This is a genomic window from Chryseobacterium glaciei, from assembly GCF_001648155.1.
Taxonomy (GTDB): domain Bacteria; phylum Bacteroidota; class Bacteroidia; order Flavobacteriales; family Weeksellaceae; genus Chryseobacterium; species Chryseobacterium glaciei.
In genome coordinates this window covers 1,028,819-1,045,473 of the sequence record NZ_CP015199.1, presented here as the reverse complement: position 1 = coordinate 1,045,473, position 16,655 = coordinate 1,028,819, and the positions used below count along the sequence as shown (strand labels likewise).

General features: G+C 33.8%; 15 protein-coding genes. 10 read left to right on the top strand and 5 right to left on the bottom strand.

Annotation, left to right across the window (positions count from 1 at the left end):
* Window positions 1-9: 9 nt before the first annotated feature.
* From A0O34_RS04580 to A0O34_RS04570, 3 genes are all read left to right on the top strand, one after another.
* A complete protein-coding gene (locus tag A0O34_RS04580) occupies window positions 10-957 on the top strand; it encodes a hypothetical protein (protein ID WP_066751807.1) in 948 nt (315 codons plus the stop codon).
* Between the two features lie 64 nt (window positions 958-1,021).
* Entirely contained in the window at window positions 1,022-1,633 is a 612-nt protein-coding gene (locus A0O34_RS04575; RefSeq protein ID WP_066751804.1) for a TerD family protein, read from the top strand.
* Window positions 1,634-1,818: 185 nt separating this feature from the next.
* Window positions 1,819-2,859 (top strand): TerC/Alx family metal homeostasis membrane protein, encoded by a 1,041-nt coding sequence (locus A0O34_RS04570; protein ID WP_066751801.1) that lies wholly within the window; start codon window positions 1,819-1,821, stop codon window positions 2,857-2,859.
* Between the two features lie 261 nt (window positions 2,860-3,120).
* On the opposite strand, the gene A0O34_RS04565 is transcribed toward A0O34_RS04570, so the two are convergent.
* The gene (locus tag A0O34_RS04565) at window positions 3,121-4,119 is read right to left on the bottom strand and encodes a catalase family protein (RefSeq protein ID WP_066751798.1); all 999 of its coding nucleotides are present in this window, start codon (window positions 4,117-4,119) and stop codon (window positions 3,121-3,123) included.
* Between the two features lie 175 nt (window positions 4,120-4,294).
* Here A0O34_RS04565 and A0O34_RS04560 point away from each other — a divergent pair, with 175 nt between their 5' ends.
* The 6 genes from A0O34_RS04560 to A0O34_RS04535 all read left to right on the top strand — a co-directional run bounded on the left by A0O34_RS04560 (window position 4,295) and on the right by A0O34_RS04535 (window position 9,038).
* Window positions 4,295-4,729 (top strand): FKBP-type peptidyl-prolyl cis-trans isomerase, encoded by a 435-nt coding sequence (locus A0O34_RS04560; RefSeq protein ID WP_066751795.1) that lies wholly within the window; start codon window positions 4,295-4,297, stop codon window positions 4,727-4,729.
* 124 nt (window positions 4,730-4,853) lie between these two features.
* Entirely contained in the window at window positions 4,854-5,804 is a 951-nt protein-coding gene (locus A0O34_RS04555) for a hypothetical protein (RefSeq protein ID WP_066751792.1), read from the top strand.
* A gap of 67 nt (window positions 5,805-5,871) precedes the next feature.
* Window positions 5,872-6,282: an Rrf2 family transcriptional regulator gene (locus A0O34_RS04550; RefSeq protein ID WP_066751789.1), complete on the top strand. Its 411-nt coding sequence runs from the start codon at window positions 5,872-5,874 to the stop codon at window positions 6,280-6,282.
* A gap of 57 nt (window positions 6,283-6,339) precedes the next feature.
* On the top strand, window positions 6,340-6,993 hold the full coding sequence (locus tag A0O34_RS04545; RefSeq protein WP_066751786.1) for an NAD(P)-dependent oxidoreductase: 654 nt from the start codon (window positions 6,340-6,342) through the stop codon (window positions 6,991-6,993).
* A gap of 14 nt (window positions 6,994-7,007) precedes the next feature.
* Window positions 7,008-8,183, top strand: coding sequence for an MBL fold metallo-hydrolase (locus tag A0O34_RS04540; protein ID WP_066751783.1), 1,176 nt, complete (start codon window positions 7,008-7,010; stop codon window positions 8,181-8,183).
* 174 nt (window positions 8,184-8,357) lie between these two features.
* Window positions 8,358-9,038 carry a hypothetical protein gene (locus A0O34_RS04535; protein ID WP_066751780.1) on the top strand — a complete coding sequence of 227 codons (681 nt, stop codon included), beginning with the start codon at window positions 8,358-8,360 and terminating at the stop codon, window positions 9,036-9,038.
* Window positions 9,039-9,114: 76 nt separating this feature from the next.
* On the opposite strand, the gene A0O34_RS04530 is transcribed toward A0O34_RS04535, so the two are convergent.
* The 4 genes from A0O34_RS04530 to A0O34_RS04515 all read right to left on the bottom strand — a co-directional run bounded on the left by A0O34_RS04530 (window position 9,115) and on the right by A0O34_RS04515 (window position 15,288).
* Window positions 9,115-10,152: a peptidoglycan DD-metalloendopeptidase family protein gene (locus A0O34_RS04530; RefSeq protein WP_082891094.1), complete on the bottom strand. Its 1,038-nt coding sequence runs from the start codon at window positions 10,150-10,152 to the stop codon at window positions 9,115-9,117.
* A gap of 397 nt (window positions 10,153-10,549) precedes the next feature.
* Complete coding sequence (locus A0O34_RS04525) at window positions 10,550-11,524, bottom strand: hypothetical protein (RefSeq protein ID WP_157885948.1); 975 nt, start codon at window positions 11,522-11,524, stop codon at window positions 10,550-10,552.
* Between the two features lie 134 nt (window positions 11,525-11,658).
* A complete protein-coding gene (locus A0O34_RS04520; protein ID WP_066751774.1) occupies window positions 11,659-12,975 on the bottom strand; it encodes a tail fiber domain-containing protein in 1,317 nt (438 codons plus the stop codon).
* 717 nt (window positions 12,976-13,692) lie between these two features.
* A complete protein-coding gene (locus A0O34_RS04515) occupies window positions 13,693-15,288 on the bottom strand; it encodes a tetratricopeptide repeat protein (protein WP_082891093.1) in 1,596 nt (531 codons plus the stop codon).
* A 301-nt stretch (window positions 15,289-15,589) separates the two neighbouring features.
* On the opposite strand from A0O34_RS04515, the gene A0O34_RS04510 reads away from it, so the two are divergent.
* Window positions 15,590-16,630: an NAD(P)H-dependent glycerol-3-phosphate dehydrogenase gene (locus tag A0O34_RS04510; RefSeq protein ID WP_066751767.1), complete on the top strand. Its 1,041-nt coding sequence runs from the start codon at window positions 15,590-15,592 to the stop codon at window positions 16,628-16,630.
* Window positions 16,631-16,655 lie beyond the last annotated feature (25 nt).

Below are 16,655 nucleotides of genomic sequence, written 5' to 3'. Positions count from 1 at the left end.
CGTATAAAGGTGGATGATGAAGCTATAACCATATTATCTCAGAGTAAAAGAAGATTAACAAAGCTTAAACTTCTTTCGAATTTTTTTGAAAATATTGATATCATATCGATTTATATTAAAACAGATATTATCGACAATCTATTTCGGGAAAATAAGGGATTGGATTATAGTAAACTTGAGCTTTTTCATCTCCAATATACAGACAGTTTAATAGAATTGCTGACAAAAATCAAACGTCAGAAAGAAAATGATCTGTTAACGGTAATTAATGAAATTGATGTTAATAATAAATATATTTCGGGTTTTGAAGAGGGCAGAGCAGATAGTTTTGAAACCGACAGGAAAATGTACAGCGGTGTATTTTCCAATCAGTTAAAAAGCCTTTATAAAGATCTTACGGAAGATAAATTTCGGGTGCAGTGGGACAATGTTCTGTATTTTTATAAAAAATATGCAACAGAGTTTTACAGATCCAGTGTTGATGAAGAGCTGTTAAAATGTAATATAGTTCCATCGTATCAGTATTTGGATTATTCAATCGAAAGAAAACTGCTGGGAAGGCTTAATATTCAAGGTTTTAAAGTTCGTTTTATATGCGGTTACATTGTTACGGGTAATGAGTATGAACTTTTTAAGGTTTTTCAGTCGGATGATCATTTCATTTTTAATATTGAAGAAAAGAAAATGTATATGATTGATTCTAAAATACTTGAAAAGATAGATGTTACGCCTAATGAATCAAACCAAAGCTCAATTATTAATCAGTTGAGAAGAAAAAACGAACAGTTGGAAGATACGATCAATGAAAGAAAGCGTGTATTACCTGAGGCGGTAACAAACGTTTTGAAAGACTATCTCCGAAATCTCGAAAGTGTAGATATTATGAGCAAAATATTCGACATTAATGAAGAAACAAATATTCTTCGCGCGATGTTGAATTTAAATTTAAATAATTAATAAAAAGCTGAAAAGCTAAGGCAAAATTTGCCCAAACAAATAATAAACAACTAAACATAAAAAGATGGCTATTAACTTACAAAAAGGTCAAAGAATAAACCTTACGAAGGAAAACGGTACAGCTCTTACGCAGGCTTGTGTTGGGATCAACTGGGGTGCAATTGAGAAAAAAGGGTTCTTCGGAGGAGTTACAAGAGAGGCGGTAGACTTAGACGGAAGCTGTATTTTATACGATTCTAATAAAAATTCTACTGAAGTAATTTATTTCGGAAACCTAAAATCTAAAAACGGTTCTGTAAAGCACAGCGGTGATGATTTAACAGGTGACGTAAATGGAGACGATGGTCTTGATAACGAAGTTATTACTATTGATTTCAGTCAGTTAGATGCTAGTGTAGAGCACGTTGCATTGGTTTTGAACAGTTATAGAGGTCAGGATTTCGGAACAATTCCTTTTGCTTCAATCAGAATTTACGAAGGAACTCCAACCAATGTAAGAGAAGTTTTTGCTAAATATGATATCGCGAATGATGCTTCTTTCAAAGGTCACGTTGCCATGGTAATGGGAGTTTTCTACAAGAGAAACGGAGAATGGAAATTCAACGCAATCGGAGATCCTACAGCAGACAGAAAATTAGAAGAAACTATTAAAACTGTTCAGCAGAAATATTTGTAAATAAATTATTGGTTTTAGTTCAATAGGAACGGGCTTTAGCCCGTTTACAACAAATAAGTTTCAAATTTGGCTTTAGCCAAAACTTATTAATTGAGCAGAAATTAATTATACATATTAAAATTAATTATTAGCAATAATTGTACATCATACAGTTATTGCTTTTATCATATAATAACACATACATAGTGGAACAACATCAAAGTATTTTAGAACTGCACCCTGGTTTGGTGTGGGGGTTTGCGATAACGGTTGTTATCATGTTACTTCTGGATTTAGGAGTTTTCAACAAAAAAAGCCATGAAGTTTCTTCGAAAGAAGCTACGATTTGGTCTGTAGTGTGGATTTCATTATCAATGATCTTCTCGGGAGTGGTGTATTGGGTTTTCAATACAGACGGAACTCCGGTGAGCCATGCATTAGCAGTAGAAAAATTTACACAATATCAAGCCGCTTATTGGGTTGAAAAAGCCTTGTCGGTAGATAATTTATTTGTATTTATCCTTGTTTTTGGATTCTTTAAAGTTCCAAAACACCTTCATCATAAAGTATTGTTTTGGGGAATTATCGGAGCGTTGATATTCAGGGCGATTTTCATTTTTGCAGGTGTTGGATTGATCAACTTAACGTATTTACCGGAGATGACGATTTTTGGTCAGGCGGTAACTATTAATGTTGTAATGACCCTTTTTGGAATCTTCCTAATTTACGCAGGAATAAAATCCTGGGGTGGAGGAGATGACGGAGACGATGAAGATTTTGGCGATTCTGCAGGTGCAAAATTGATCAAAAGCTTCTGGAAAGTTTCTGATAATTACGACAAAGACAAGTTCTTCACTGTTCAAAACGGAATCAAAATGGCAACACCACTTTTGGTTGTAGTTGCGGTTATTGAGTTTACGGATGTACTTTTCGCAGTGGATTCAATTCCTGCGATCTTTGCGATCTCAAATGATCCGTTTATCCTTTATACATCGAATATCTTTGCAATTTTAGGTCTTAGATCATTGTATTTCCTGTTGGCGAATTTTATTCATATGTTCAGCAAATTACCTTATGGTTTGGCAATTATCCTATCTTTCATTGGAGTTAAAATGCTAATTGCACCATGGATTCACATTTCATCACCAGTTTCATTAGGAATTGTGGGTGGAGTATTGGTGATCTCGGTTCTTTTATCAATCATATTCCCTGATAAAGACGAGGAAAAAGATAAAATTGAAGAATAATATCAATTAAAATTTAAAAATAGAAAGGCTTTACAAATTGTAGAGCCTTTTTTATTTGAATTTTTTTAGAAGCTTAATCCCGCTTTCCACTGTATCTTTTTGGCTACGGCTCCGCTTCGCTCCGCCGCAACAAAAAAGGATGTCGTTACAATCGGGGCTAGGGTGGAAGTCATTATTTTCAATATTTGAAAATATCCATAAATTTTGTCATTCTGATTTCTATGACAAATACTATGCCTACTATTCATAATTACCCTTTACCTACTTATATTTCAATAACTTATTAATCTTAAGTCTCGTCTGCATTGAAACCTTATAGGCTTCATCCCGAAGTTTCTGTATTTTTCCGACAGGCTGAAAGAAGGCTTTACTTTCAAAAGGATTAAAAGAAAGCATTTCGTTTTCACAGGAACGCGGATCAAGCAGAGTATTTTTTTCAATTTTTACTTCCCCAATTTTTATAAATGGTGAATTTTTCCATTCAATATTGAGTTTATTGATAGGTTGATCCTCCAGATTATAACAAATTTGAATTAAAATATCAGCTGCAAATTCGTTAGATTTAAAATAACTTTCAATAGCATCTTTAACCTTTAATTTCTTTCCGAAATTTTTATCAACATATCTTGGACTCAGCTTTATTTTAATCATATTTTCTCCCAATCGGTAAGCTCCCACAGAATGATAATCGAAGGAAAGGAAAAAATCATTTTTATGAAGTAAAAGCTTAATGATATTCTTTAAAAATGAGCCTGTAAAAGTAGACGGAATCACTTTCAATATTTGTATCATTAATGAAAATGAACTCCATTTTTTAATGAAAAACCGATTAACTGAAGTAAATAATTTCAAAAAAGTACTTACAGAATTAATAGGAAATAACGGAAAATTCACCAAAGGATAATTGGCAAGCAACTGTCCGTTTTCATCTTTTATTTTCACGGAAAATCCATAAGCCGGAATATCTTTTTTGTTATTTTTAACCTTTAAATGAGCATTGGAAAATCGTATCGTTAAATCAAATTTTTCTTTATCAAAAAACTGTTTCAGTTCATTTGGAATATTGGGGTCAATTAAAAATTCACCTTTTGCAACAGCATAGGTTTTTGCGTGAGCATTTCGGGTAGCATAATCAACATCGCTTACTGATGGAGACTGCTCAACAAAATCGGTAATGCTTTTTTTATTGATTTCGAGGAGTTCTTTTTCCTCGTCCGACAATTGGTCAAATTTCTTGTTATATTTTAGTGGATCTGGCATTTAGTTTTAAAATCCAATTATAACGCCAAGTTTCGAGATATACGTTAAGATAATATTAATCTTATTTGAATTTTTGGAGATGTTTAGAATTGAGGTAATTACGAGCTTCCAAAACTTCCATCCTCCAGCTTCATTCTTCCCGCTCCAAAATCTTATCTTTGTAAAAAATTAAATTATGGGAGTAGCAGATTTGTTATTTAAGCGTAAAAAAGAATTAGCAGAGAAAAACCTTAACGATGGTAAGGAATACATGGAAGAATACGGTAAAAGAGAAAGCGTAGTGCAATTGCCAAGTGGTTTGCAATATGAGATCATTACCGAAGGAGACGGTGCAAAGCCAGGGCCTAAATCTATGGTAAAATGCCACTACCACGGAACTACAATTGGCGGAAAAGTTTTCGATAGCTCTGTAAAAAGAGGAACACCAGCTTCTTTTCCTTTGAACAAAGTAATTAAGGGTTGGACGGAAGCATTACAATTAATGCCTGTAGGAAGCAAGTGGAGATTGATTATTCCTGCACATTTGGCGTATGGAGAGCAAGAAGTTAGCAAAGAGATTGGACCAAACAGTACCCTTGTTTTTGTTGTAGAATTGTTAGGAATTAAGTAATCTAGCTTACATATAAATTAAAAATTTACCTGAACTTCGGGTAAATTTTTTTATTTTGTTATATTCGTATTGAGTTAATCAATTAAAGGTGATTCTAACCTTTACACAAATAAAACAAATCTGAATGAAAAAAATATTTTACCTTTTAACCGTTCTTAGTGTAATCACCTCCTGTGTTTCCAAGAAAAATCAGGCTATAAAGCAGAATATTCTTACCTTGAAAGACAGCTATTGCAAGGCTCCTTTTCAATATAACTATCCTAATAAATTACCTTCATATAATTCAGATTCTATTTTATTAGCGAATAAAGATCTTAAACCTATGTTTTCTGATCAAAGTATTTTGATTTTAAATGCGTTGGATAATCTTGATGAGGTACATCAAATTATGGAACTTAAAAAAGATTCTTCTTTGAGTTCTCAGGTTAAAGTTTTACAGCTTAAAACAAGGATTAATAGCAAAATAACCATCTCGCTGACCGAATTGGATGCTGTAGCCGCAGAATTCGACTGCGAAGGAGAGCGCGTTGCCCAAATTGGAAATTATGTTGATAATCTTAATGATTCAAAAAGTAATAAACTGATTTTATATTCAATTGTTGCCGGTGCGGCCGCATCTATCGCTGGAGGAATTGTAAAGGATGACGCATGGAGCAGTGCAATTGATATTGGTGGTGGAGCTTTGGGAGCAGGTTTTGGTTTAGCAACATTAAATCCGAAAGGTAAAAAGGTTGAATTCGTACATTCAAGAAACCTTTTAAGAGATATTTGGAAAGAAAAATTGGAATCTCCGAACTTTCCGCCATTCATTTGGTACATGTACACTGAGAAAAAGTTTTCGAATAAAGAAACACATTCTATTATTCAGAGTATGAAAGAAAGATGGTTGCATTATCAGTTTGATGACAGTAAAACAGAAGCTGATCAGTCGGTTATTTTCAGTGATGGCGGATATTACCGAGCGGATGATCTTCATAATCGGGCTGCCATGTTGAATCAAATGCAATCGGCCACACGAACGATTAATCAGAATATCAATTATTTATTGCTGGATTTAGATAAATTAATTCTTTAAGAAAAATTTAACTGTAATAAAATTTGTTACATTTGAAAAATTTGTCTATCTTTGCCATGAAATTAAGATGAACAATACAAGATTTGCTACGGCGATACATATTATGACCTTACTGGCCAAAAGTCCGCAGGAGTGGTTAACTTCTGAGTGGATGGCGGGTAGTATCAATATAAATCCGGCGGTTGTTCGTAAAGAGATCAGCGTTCTTAGGGAAGCGGGTTTAATAACGAGCAGACAGGGCAAAGAGGGTGGAAGCCAGCTTTCAAAAGGTGCAGATTCTATAACGATTTCTGAAATTTATTCAGCAGTGAAAAATTCTGAAGTGTTAGGGAAGAAGAATAATAATCCGAATCCCATTTGTAGCGTCGGCCGTGAAATCAATAATCATCTGAATGATTTGTTTGTAGAAACAGATCAATTAGTAGTAAAATTTTTAGGAGATAAATCATTGAAGCAATTCACTGATCAGTTCGATTAAAATTTTTTATCTATAAATGTAACAAGTTTTATTACAATTAATTTAAAATAAAATATTATGAAAAAAGTAGCAGTAATTGGTGCAACAGGATTTGTAGGAACTCAAGTCGTAAATGAATTAGCAAACAGAGGATATGCGGTAGAAGCTATCGTGAGAGATGCTTCTAAAGTAGAGCAAAACGATAAAGTGTCTGCAAAAAGTATCGATGTAAATAACATAGATGAACTATCTGAAGCGTTAAAAGGAAGCGATGCGGTTATCAGCACATTCAATGCAGGTTGGACGAACCCAAATCTTTACAACGATTTCCTTACAGGTTCTGAAAACATCGAGAAAGCGGTTGAAAAAGCTGGCGTTAAAAGATTTATTACAGTTGGTGGCGCAGGAAGTCTTTATATTGCAGATGGCGTTCAGATTGTTGATACTCCGGATTTTCCTGAGGCATACAAGCCGGGAGCAACTGCAGCAAGAGATTATTTAAATAAAATCAAAGAAAATAATACATTAGACTGGACATTCTTTAGCCCTGCTATTGAAATGAATCAGGCAAATGTAGGATCAAGAACAGGTAAATACAGAACTTCTTTGGAAACACCCGTTTTAAATGAAGAGGGAAGAAGTATCCTTTCTGTAGAAGATGTTGCGGTAGTTTTGGTTGATGAATTAGAGCAAAATAACCATATTCGCGAACGTTTTACAGCTGCTTATTAATTAAAAAAACAATAATGTTAGGAAAGAAATTATTATCATTAATAATCTTATTGGGTTTTGTAAGCATTGTATTTGCTGGAAATTTAAAGATTAAAGTTTACAATCCGGGTTCAAAAGCGATTTTTCCCATTACCTCAACAATAATTTACGGAGATAAAGATGCAATTCTCATTGATGCTCAGTTTCAAAAGAAATATGCTGAGGAACTTGTTAAGGAAATAAAAGCGACAGGAAAGAATCTGAAAACGGTTTTTATTTCGCACAGCGACCCTGATTTTTATTTCGGATTGGATGTTATTAAGAAAGCTTTTCCAAATGTGAGAATTATTTCCACCGCACAAACGGCTTATCTTATTTCGGCTTCAAAAGATGATAAACTGGGAGTTTGGAAACCTCAACTGAAAGAAGATTCGCCTTCTGAAATTATTATTCCGGAAGCGGTAAATTCAATTCTTGATTTGGAAGGGAATAAAATTGAAATTAAACAAAATCCTGATGATTCAGCGCATAGTTTTCTTTGGATTCCTTCTTTGAAAACAGTTGTAGGCGGTATTTCAGTTTCTGTAGACTCTCATCTCTGGATGGCCGATACACAGAATCAAAAAGCTATTGATCAATGGATCGGGCAAATTGATGCCATGAAAGCATTGAACCCGACACAGGTTGTACCTTCCCATTTTGCAAAACTGACTCTTTCTCCAAACTCGTTGGATTTTGTTAAAAATTATCTTGAAAACTATAAAAAAGCAGTCACAGAAAATAAAACTTCAGAAGCAATTGTTAATTTCATGGTTAATAAATATCCAAGTCTTCCCGGAAAAGATGAATTGGTGATGGGAGTGAAAGTTTTCTTAGGTGAAATGAATTGGGATTTAAGATCACCTTATCCCGCAATTGGACGAAAAGTGGAAGTTAACTTTGGAACCGCTCAATTTATTTTAGATTTTAAAGACAATAAAACGATGTCTTTTGTCGGAACAAAAGGTGAAGTTAAGGGACTTTCAGATACTGTTGAATATACAGCAACAGAAATTGCAAAAAATGTTTTTATGGTTTATTGGTATGAACCTAAAGTTGGTGTAAACGTTGTCAACATTCAGGATTATAATAAGAATGTTATTTATTCAAATATCTTGAAAGCAGATGGATCATCAGATCATCCGAAAGGAACTCTTAAGATTTTAAAATAAGCCAAAAGTACATGCAATTACTGTATGTACTTTTAGTTTATTTGGGATTTACAAAATAAACATTTTCGTTATATTTGAACTTTCTGTTTGGGTTGGAGGTTTTCATTGAAAAGTCGCTTTTATAAAGCTTTAAGCAGGTAACAGGAATTTTAAAAATTAACTAATAATCAATACATGAGATCAATTAAAATCTTACCCTTTTTATTATTGCTATTTTTGATAAGTTGTAATAAATTAACCACAACACCCGAAGATAAAAAGTCTGTTGAAGAAGTTCAGAAGTTTTATGGAGGTTATGTTAATACTATGAAAGGCGTGGAAGCCTTTAATGGAAAAAGTAGTGATTATTTTGAGGTAATAATTAAAGGTAGTGAACTGATAGATAAACAGCCTCAAAGAGTAATATCTAATGCATCAAATATTGCATATACAATTTATCAAAATCAAAACCCGGATAAGTATGATTTAATTAAAATAAAAATACTTTTACCTGATGGTACCAATATTTCAAAATCTTTCTCTAAACAAGAATTGCAGGAAATAAAAGATATTTATCCTGAAGTTGATAAGTTTAATTCGTTTTTAATAAATAAAAATTATGATGGAATCCTTGAAATGTTTGCTCCCAAGTTTAGACCTCAGGATAAATTAGTAAAAGATGGGCTTTCTACTATGGATTTAAAACTAGGGCCAATTAAAGAAATACAATTTCAGGGATTTGAGTTTATTGATGATTCAAATTTAGGCCATACAGTATTAATCAGGGAAGTAAGTAAAAGAGACACTCTTTTTCCTTTTATCAATGTGGCATTCGATAGAAAAACCAAAAAGATTTTGAATGTTGAATTTCCATAAATAACTTCTGTTATTTATATGTTCCTCAATCAAATTTATAGCAATAAAAAGGCTGTCCATTGGGCAGCCTTACTTTTTATAAATTCATAAACAATTTCGGATTTACCGGCGTATTGTTTTTGTGTACTTCATAATGAAGATGCGGTCCTGTGGAACGTCCTGAATTTCCGGATTTTGCGATGACCTGACCCACTTTTACTTTTTCATTAACTTTCGCTACTAACTGAGATAAATGTCCGTATAATGTAGCCAGTCCATTTCCGTGAGAAATGATTACACAGTTTCCGTAACCACCTTTCTGTCCTGAGAAAATTACAATTCCGGCAGCGGTTGCGATAACATCAGAACCAAAAGCAACACCAATGTCCAGACCTTTGTGAAACTGCATCTGATCGGCCTCAGCGGGTGGATTATTTTTTTCAACAACAGGAACTTTAGATCCTGAATTTGAATTACTGGCAATAGTTTTTGTAGAAGTACTTGCAGGAGCCGAAGCAACAGGAGCTGATTTTGGTGTAACCATTACTTTTACTTCTCGCTTATTTCCGTAACTGTCGGTTAATTCGATTGTTTTTTCAACGGGTTCTGCTTTTACTTCAGGTTTTGGAGCTGCAGCAACAGTGGCAGGTTTAGATTCTGAAGATGCACCGGATCTTACAGATGCGTAAACAGTTTTGAAAGGAATAGGATTTTTTCTGATTCCGAAATTTGATGAGATATGACCTTCTGTAGGCATTCCCAGCGGAACTTGCATTAATTTTTTCTGTAAGTCCATCAAATACTGGCTGTATCGGTTAGATTGTTTTGCCAGATAAACAGAACTCGAAATACTGTCTTTGCTAAGGATTGTTAGCTTTTCATTCGAAATATCTTTTGATTTTAAGAATGAATTGAGTTGAGCAACAGTTTGATCTACAAGACCTAAATCTGTTTTCATTTTTAAGTAGTCTACACTGTCTTTTTCAGTGTTTATTTTTACAAGGTTTACTTCATAGGTTTTATTATCTCTGTCAGAAAATAGTTTGGCTATGAAAAGTCCTTGTGCAAAAACAACAAATAAAAGTCCTCCCAGAAGGATGTTTATGTTCTTCTTGCTGCTTAGAAATTTCTTCATATTTCTTCTCTTAGTATATTAAAAAAACGGTTTTAAGCTTGCAAATTTAATTAAAAATAAGTTTTAAGGGCTATTTTTTGATAAATATCTAACGTATTTGTTGTTTAGATGTCATGAAGCAAATATTTATTCATCTCATTTTTTAACTTAATTGCTATCTTAATTAACGATAAATGTTCATTTCTATTGTTTATTTTTTTAATAATTAAATATCTGATTATTAAATTTTAAGATCTAATTTTAGCTTAACTATAACATTATGAATCTTGTTTTGTAATGCTTTTTATAAAAAATGTCCGATTATTAAACCGGACGTTGCATTGATATGAAATTTTTAAATCTTTAAATCTTATTCCTTTTTAATTACCATGACTTCATTCTTTAAACACTCATCGGATTAAATCCCTGTTCTGATTGTTTGATAACCAAATATCAGGTTTGTCCCAAGCACATTTATGGTATGTGAGCCTATGAAGTTAACGTTAATACCAGTGCTTACTCTATAAAGAGACCATGTAAGTGTATTAACGCCCGGATATATCCATCCTGCATACACGACCATTCTCATGTTAGCTGCGGCATTAAATGTGGTAGCACCTGGGAAATAAATAGGTGCCCCGCTACTCGCAACAACTCTTATTCCATTGGGGAAATAATAAGTAAATTGGACTGCTGCAGTTTGAGGAGTAGTATAAGAACCGTTCCATATTTCGGGAGATGAAGAATTGTGTCGATAAATGATATTGGATGGATATTGAGTCGGATAATTAGGTGAAAAATTAAATCCGACACTTGTAATAGTTAAAGGTATAGGTGCTAATACACTTACGGTAAGGTTACAGCTAATGCCAGCTACTGTAATAGGTATGTTTATGGTGCCGTTTGCAGTAGGTGTTCCACTCAGGTTAAAAACCAGATTGCCATTGCCCACGGCAAAGTTTCCTGCTGGTAAATCTGCGGTAATACCATTTGCACTCCAACTTCCTGCTGGGTAACTTCCTCCGTTTCCGCCTGTGTAAGGGATGGTTCGGGTCGTTCCTGCGGGGATAGCTTGACCTTCACTAATTGTGATGTCAGACTGTGTTCCGCCATTACAAGATAAAGTTGCAAGAGTTCCAATACAGGTTTGGTTAGTACCAGATCCAGTAAAATCCAGCCAGTTGGCACCTTGAAAATCTATTCCTCCCAAAGCTGCCAGATCTGCTCCTTGTGCATACCAATTGCTGTTCAGAGTTACATTTACAGAGGCATTTATGATTTTATTAGAAGATGAATTGTTATATATGGCAGGCGGGCTGTTCCATGTGGCGCAGTTGTCCCATGCACCGTTGACTGTTGCTGTGTTATTCTGCGCATTGAGCGGCAGTATCATCAGCATCAGCATTAATGCGAGTAACTCCTGTATGGTTTTTTTAAATTTTTCCATTGTTATATATTTTAATTATGGATCAGTTATGCATAGTTCATATTTCAGCAACTGTCACAAATAATCCTTAAAATTTATTCTTATTTGGTAAGCTTGTTTACCTGTGCCTGTAGTGCATTGATCTGTGCTTGTTGTGCTTTGATCGCCTCAATAAGTGCAGGCACTAACGCTTGGTAATTCACTGCTTTATAACCTTCCTTGTTGGTTGTTACCGCTTCCGGGAATACTTTTTCTACTTCCTGTGCGATTACCCCCATGTCGTGTCCTTTACCGATGGACTGGTTAGGAAATTCAGATGCATCTTTCCAGTCATAAGTATATCCGCCTAATGATATTACTTTTTCTAAAGCGTTTTTAATTGGGGTGACATTCTTTTTAAATCGTGAATCCGAAGGACCCTGAATCCTGTTAGCGGTAATTGTTCCATTTACCTGTAATAAAGAAGAAGGAGTAGTAGTCCCAATACCGACATTATTGGTAAGGGTTGCAGGATATAAGTTATTTCCGGTAAGTGTCCATAAACTGGCAGCACCTAAGCCTGTTTTTGGAATTGTTTTAAACACACCTGTACTGGTAACAGCCAATACGTTTGGAGCGGTAAGATCCTCATTCAAACCTTGTATACGTACAGGATCGAATCCCAGTTCAGGAATGATATGAAGTCTATGGGTAGGATCTGCTCCCATAAGCCCTACTCCTAAGTAACCATAACCATTTAATACCATTCCTGGCGCTTCATTAGGAGTAGAGGCAGCGTGGAACTGAAGTATGCCTGAGCTTATCCCAAGACCATAGAAATCGGCATTTCCGCCGTTGTAAATTGCAAATTTCTTTCCGTTAACGTCTGTTTGATTGGAACCAAAGGTGTTATTACTCAAACTCAATTCATTAAATGGGGCAGAATTATTAATACCTATTCTGTTGTTTAGGGCATCAACTGAAAATGTATTGCCATCTACGCTGAACTGGTTTACCAATTGTGTTGTTCCGGGATTAAAGCTCAAAGTTTTATCAGCCATAGATACAACACGATTTGCAGCTAAAGAACCATCGTGTTGATATAAATTGATATCAAATTTCTGCCACAAAGCTCCATCCCAATAATAATAGCCGGGAGCGCTCACATTAGCGGAAGCTGGTGTAATTGGTGTTACCGGCTGAGCCGAAGTTGCATACACTATAGCACCGCTCTGTGCTGTAGTGTAAAGTGAACTACTGGTAGCAGTTTTGATTTCCAGTCCTGTAAGTCTTGGAGCAATGATACCTTCTGCGGTAGTTGCATTCCCTTTAGCTACAATGTCGAATGTTGCTGCTGGGGCTGCTGTGTTGATACCAACTTGCGCGTAAGAGTATACACTTAAAAATAGTGTGACAGCCAGCGATAATTTTTTTTTCATAATAGTGGTTTAATAAATTATAAATGTTAGCACATTGCTTTTTTGAATGGTTGATTTATGGAATTACTCTGAGGATTAAAAGGAGTAATTTTTTATACTAGTTTCGTAATATTTAATGTTGATGTTCCGACATTAATTTCGACTTTGGCAACTACAGATATGCCGATTGCCAAAGTGAAAGTTGTTAATAGTTGTTTTTTCATTTTTGTAATTCTTAGAATCTTGGTCTAAATTTTTTGTGTAATGATTTGCTGTATTCCAGATTTGGAATAGTAGGACTCAATTATGTGTTTAATTAATTGGGATATTTTAATTGTAATAGAATCATTTGCAGCGTATGATAAAAGGGAAATTTTATTGTTGATTTCTACATGAGTTTTTACCTGAAATAGAAAAGTATTTTAATAGGATGATAGGGTTTTTAGTTCAAATGTTATTATGCTTAACATTGTTTTGCAAATTTATCTGAAACTAATTCATTAAGAAAGAAATACCCTTCTGTTTTTCGGAAAATCAAAAGGGTTGTAATTGTAAATGTTTGATTTTTAATAATTTAATTTTTAATGAAAGCAAATGAAATAATCTTGGTTTAATGAAAAATAAAAATGATTTTTGAATTTATTGCAAGAAAAATAGGATAAAAAAGCATGAAAAAAGCCTGCACTTTAGTAAAGTACAGACTCATGTGAAAAATTAATAATTGTATCGAAATTATATTTAAATTTTCTTTACTTTTTCCTGTTCGATAAAAGAAATAAAAGTAGAAGGTGAAATTCCTGTAATAGATTTAAAAATAGTTGCAAATGCACTGTGTGATGAAAAACCGCATTCTTCAGCCAAAGCTCCCATTTTATATTTTCTGTGTTTTTCTGAAGTATTCAGTTTGTGAATGATGTAATTGATCCTTAGTTTATTGACATAATTCTTAAAATCAGTGTTTTTATATTTTTTCACCACATAAGAAATGTATTTGCTGTTCGTGTTGAATTCCGTAGCAAGGAAAGAAAGAGAAATATAACTTTGATTAAACATTTCATCTTTTTCAAACTGATCAAGATATTCCAGTATTTTTGTTTCTGTTTCTTTATTAATGGCAATATCTGTCTGTTTATTTTTAACGTCAATTTCATCTGAACTTCTTTCTTCTTCACTTTCATCAAGTGCTGAAGTTTCAATTTTTGTTTCTAAAACATATTCTTCTTTTTCCTTATAATGATCAATTATGGTTTTAAACTTAAGATATTCTGCTTTCTGCTTCTTTTTGTTAATAATGAAAATTACGATAAGACTTAAAATCAAAAGAGAAGCAATGCCAATGGCAATATTTTTTGAGCTGTCCCAAATTGCATATTGCTGGTTTTCATTTTCAATTTTGTTATAGTCACTGTCAACGGTGTGGCTATGCTTTTCAGCTTCAACCCAATTTAATTCAGCGAGTTTTTTCCTGTAAACGGCAGCTTTTTTATACTGACCTGTTTTTTCATAATATTCTGAAATATCATTGTAAATTCTTCTTTTCATTTCGGGATGATCGGTTGTTTCTGCAAATTTTAAAGCTTTTAAGAAAAAATTTTCAGCTTCATCATACCGTTTTTGTGAAAATCGCACTTTTCCTAATCCCTCCTGAACAAGTGCAATAACATAATAAGATTCGGGAAGATTTTTCAAAGCGATTTGATAATGTTTTTCTGCAAGACTATAGTTATTTAAATAAAAACAATATACTTCTCCCAACATTTGGTGCGTTCTTCCCAGATTGATTTGATCCTCCGGAATTTTTGAACAATACTCCAGAGATTGAGTAAGATAAGCAATGGCAGCCGTATAATTTTTATTATTATTGATCTCGTAATATGCCAACTCTTGGAGGAAAAGAGATTTTACCTGTGCCTGTTTCTTCGCATCATTGATTTTATCTGCTATTTTTATTCCCTCATCTGCATACTTTTTAGATTGATGTAAGAGTCCTATGATTCTGTATTCGGTCGCCAAAAGTCCTCGGATTTTTGCCTGAAGTTCATAATTATCTGTTGTATCAAGAATATCTTTTGCTTTTTCCGCAAACTTAATACTTTCGTTGTATTTACTTTGCTGCATATAAAGGCTGGCGGTCAGCATTATGCTTCTTCCCTCATGTTGAGGTGTTGTTGCAGCTACAGTCATAGAATCTGCAATTTTGAGTGCGCGGGGCATATCATTCGCAGCGACTTCTGTCAGAGTGGTCATGTACAGATTTTCGTACGGATCATCAGTTTTTTGTGCCCACATTGCTGTAGAATATAGGAATATAAAAATGAGTAAGTTTTTCGTCATAATTTAAATAAGAGTTGAAAAAAATTCTAATAAAATTTAATTTTAACAAATATAAATTGAAAATAAGCTATTATGATTGTTTTTCATTAAATATGGTATGGATTGTGAATAAGATTTATTATAAGTAACTAACCATAACATTTTATACAGTCTAAAAAAAGTCTCTATCAAAATGGCACAGACTCGTGTAAAAATTAATTATGCTCTGAAGTGTTAATTTTTTCAGAAAATAGCGTTTATCGTCGTAGGAAAAGCTTTGTTGAATCTTTGTTTTAATATATTTGCAGTTCACATTTCAATTATGACGAAAAAGAAAATAATTTCAGAATCTTCAAATTCAAAAAAGAATAAAAATGAAGTTTCCGTGGGTGTTGTGGGAAGTGGAAGTTTTGCAACAGCGATTGTAAAAATGCTTGTTGAGAACTGCAAAGTCGTACATTGGTGCGTAAGAAGTGAGTTTGTGAAAGGAGCGATCGAACTTCGCGGTCATAATCCGAGCTATCTTACTGCGGCAACTTTTAATCTTAAAAATTTAAAATTAACAACAGATATCAATGAGTTGGTTTCTGCCTGTGATATTGTGGTTTTGGCAACACCGTCAATTTATTTATCTGATACATTGGATAAAATGAATTGTGATTATAAAGACAAAATTTTCGTTTCAGCGATTAAAGGGATTATTCCTAAAGTGAATGATGTCGTAGCTCATTATTTAAGAGACGAATTTAAAATAGGTTTCAGAAATCAGGCTGTAATTGCAGGACCTTGTCACGCAGAAGAAGTGGCGATGGAGAGGCTTTCTTACCTTACAATAGCAACAGTGGAAGATGAGGTTTCTGAGAAGTTGTTTAGTATTTTCAACTCAGATTTCATTAAAGTACATTCAAGCAAAGATGTTCTGGGTAATGAGTACAGCGCGATTTTGAAGAATATTTTCGCGATCGGAGCAGGTATTGCAAGCGGATTAGGTTATGGAGATAACTTTACGGCAGTTTTCGTATCCAACGCGATCCGTGAAATGGAAACTTTTCTGGAAGCAATCTACGAAGCACCAAGAGACGTTAACGAAAGTGCTTATTTAGGTGATTTATTAGTAACGGCTTATTCATTATTCTCAAGAAACCGAAGCTTAGGAAACCTTATCGGAAAAGGATATACCGTAAAATCTGCAATCCAGTCCATGAACATGATAGCGGAAGGATATTATGCGGCAGATTCTATCTATAAAACAGCAAAACAGAAAAACCTTAAACTTCCGATTGTAGATACTATTTACGGAATTTTATATGAAGGTAAAAATGCAGAAAAACAGTTCAAAAAACTGACTGCAAAATTGAATTAAGGTTATAATTTAAAATAAATTTCGG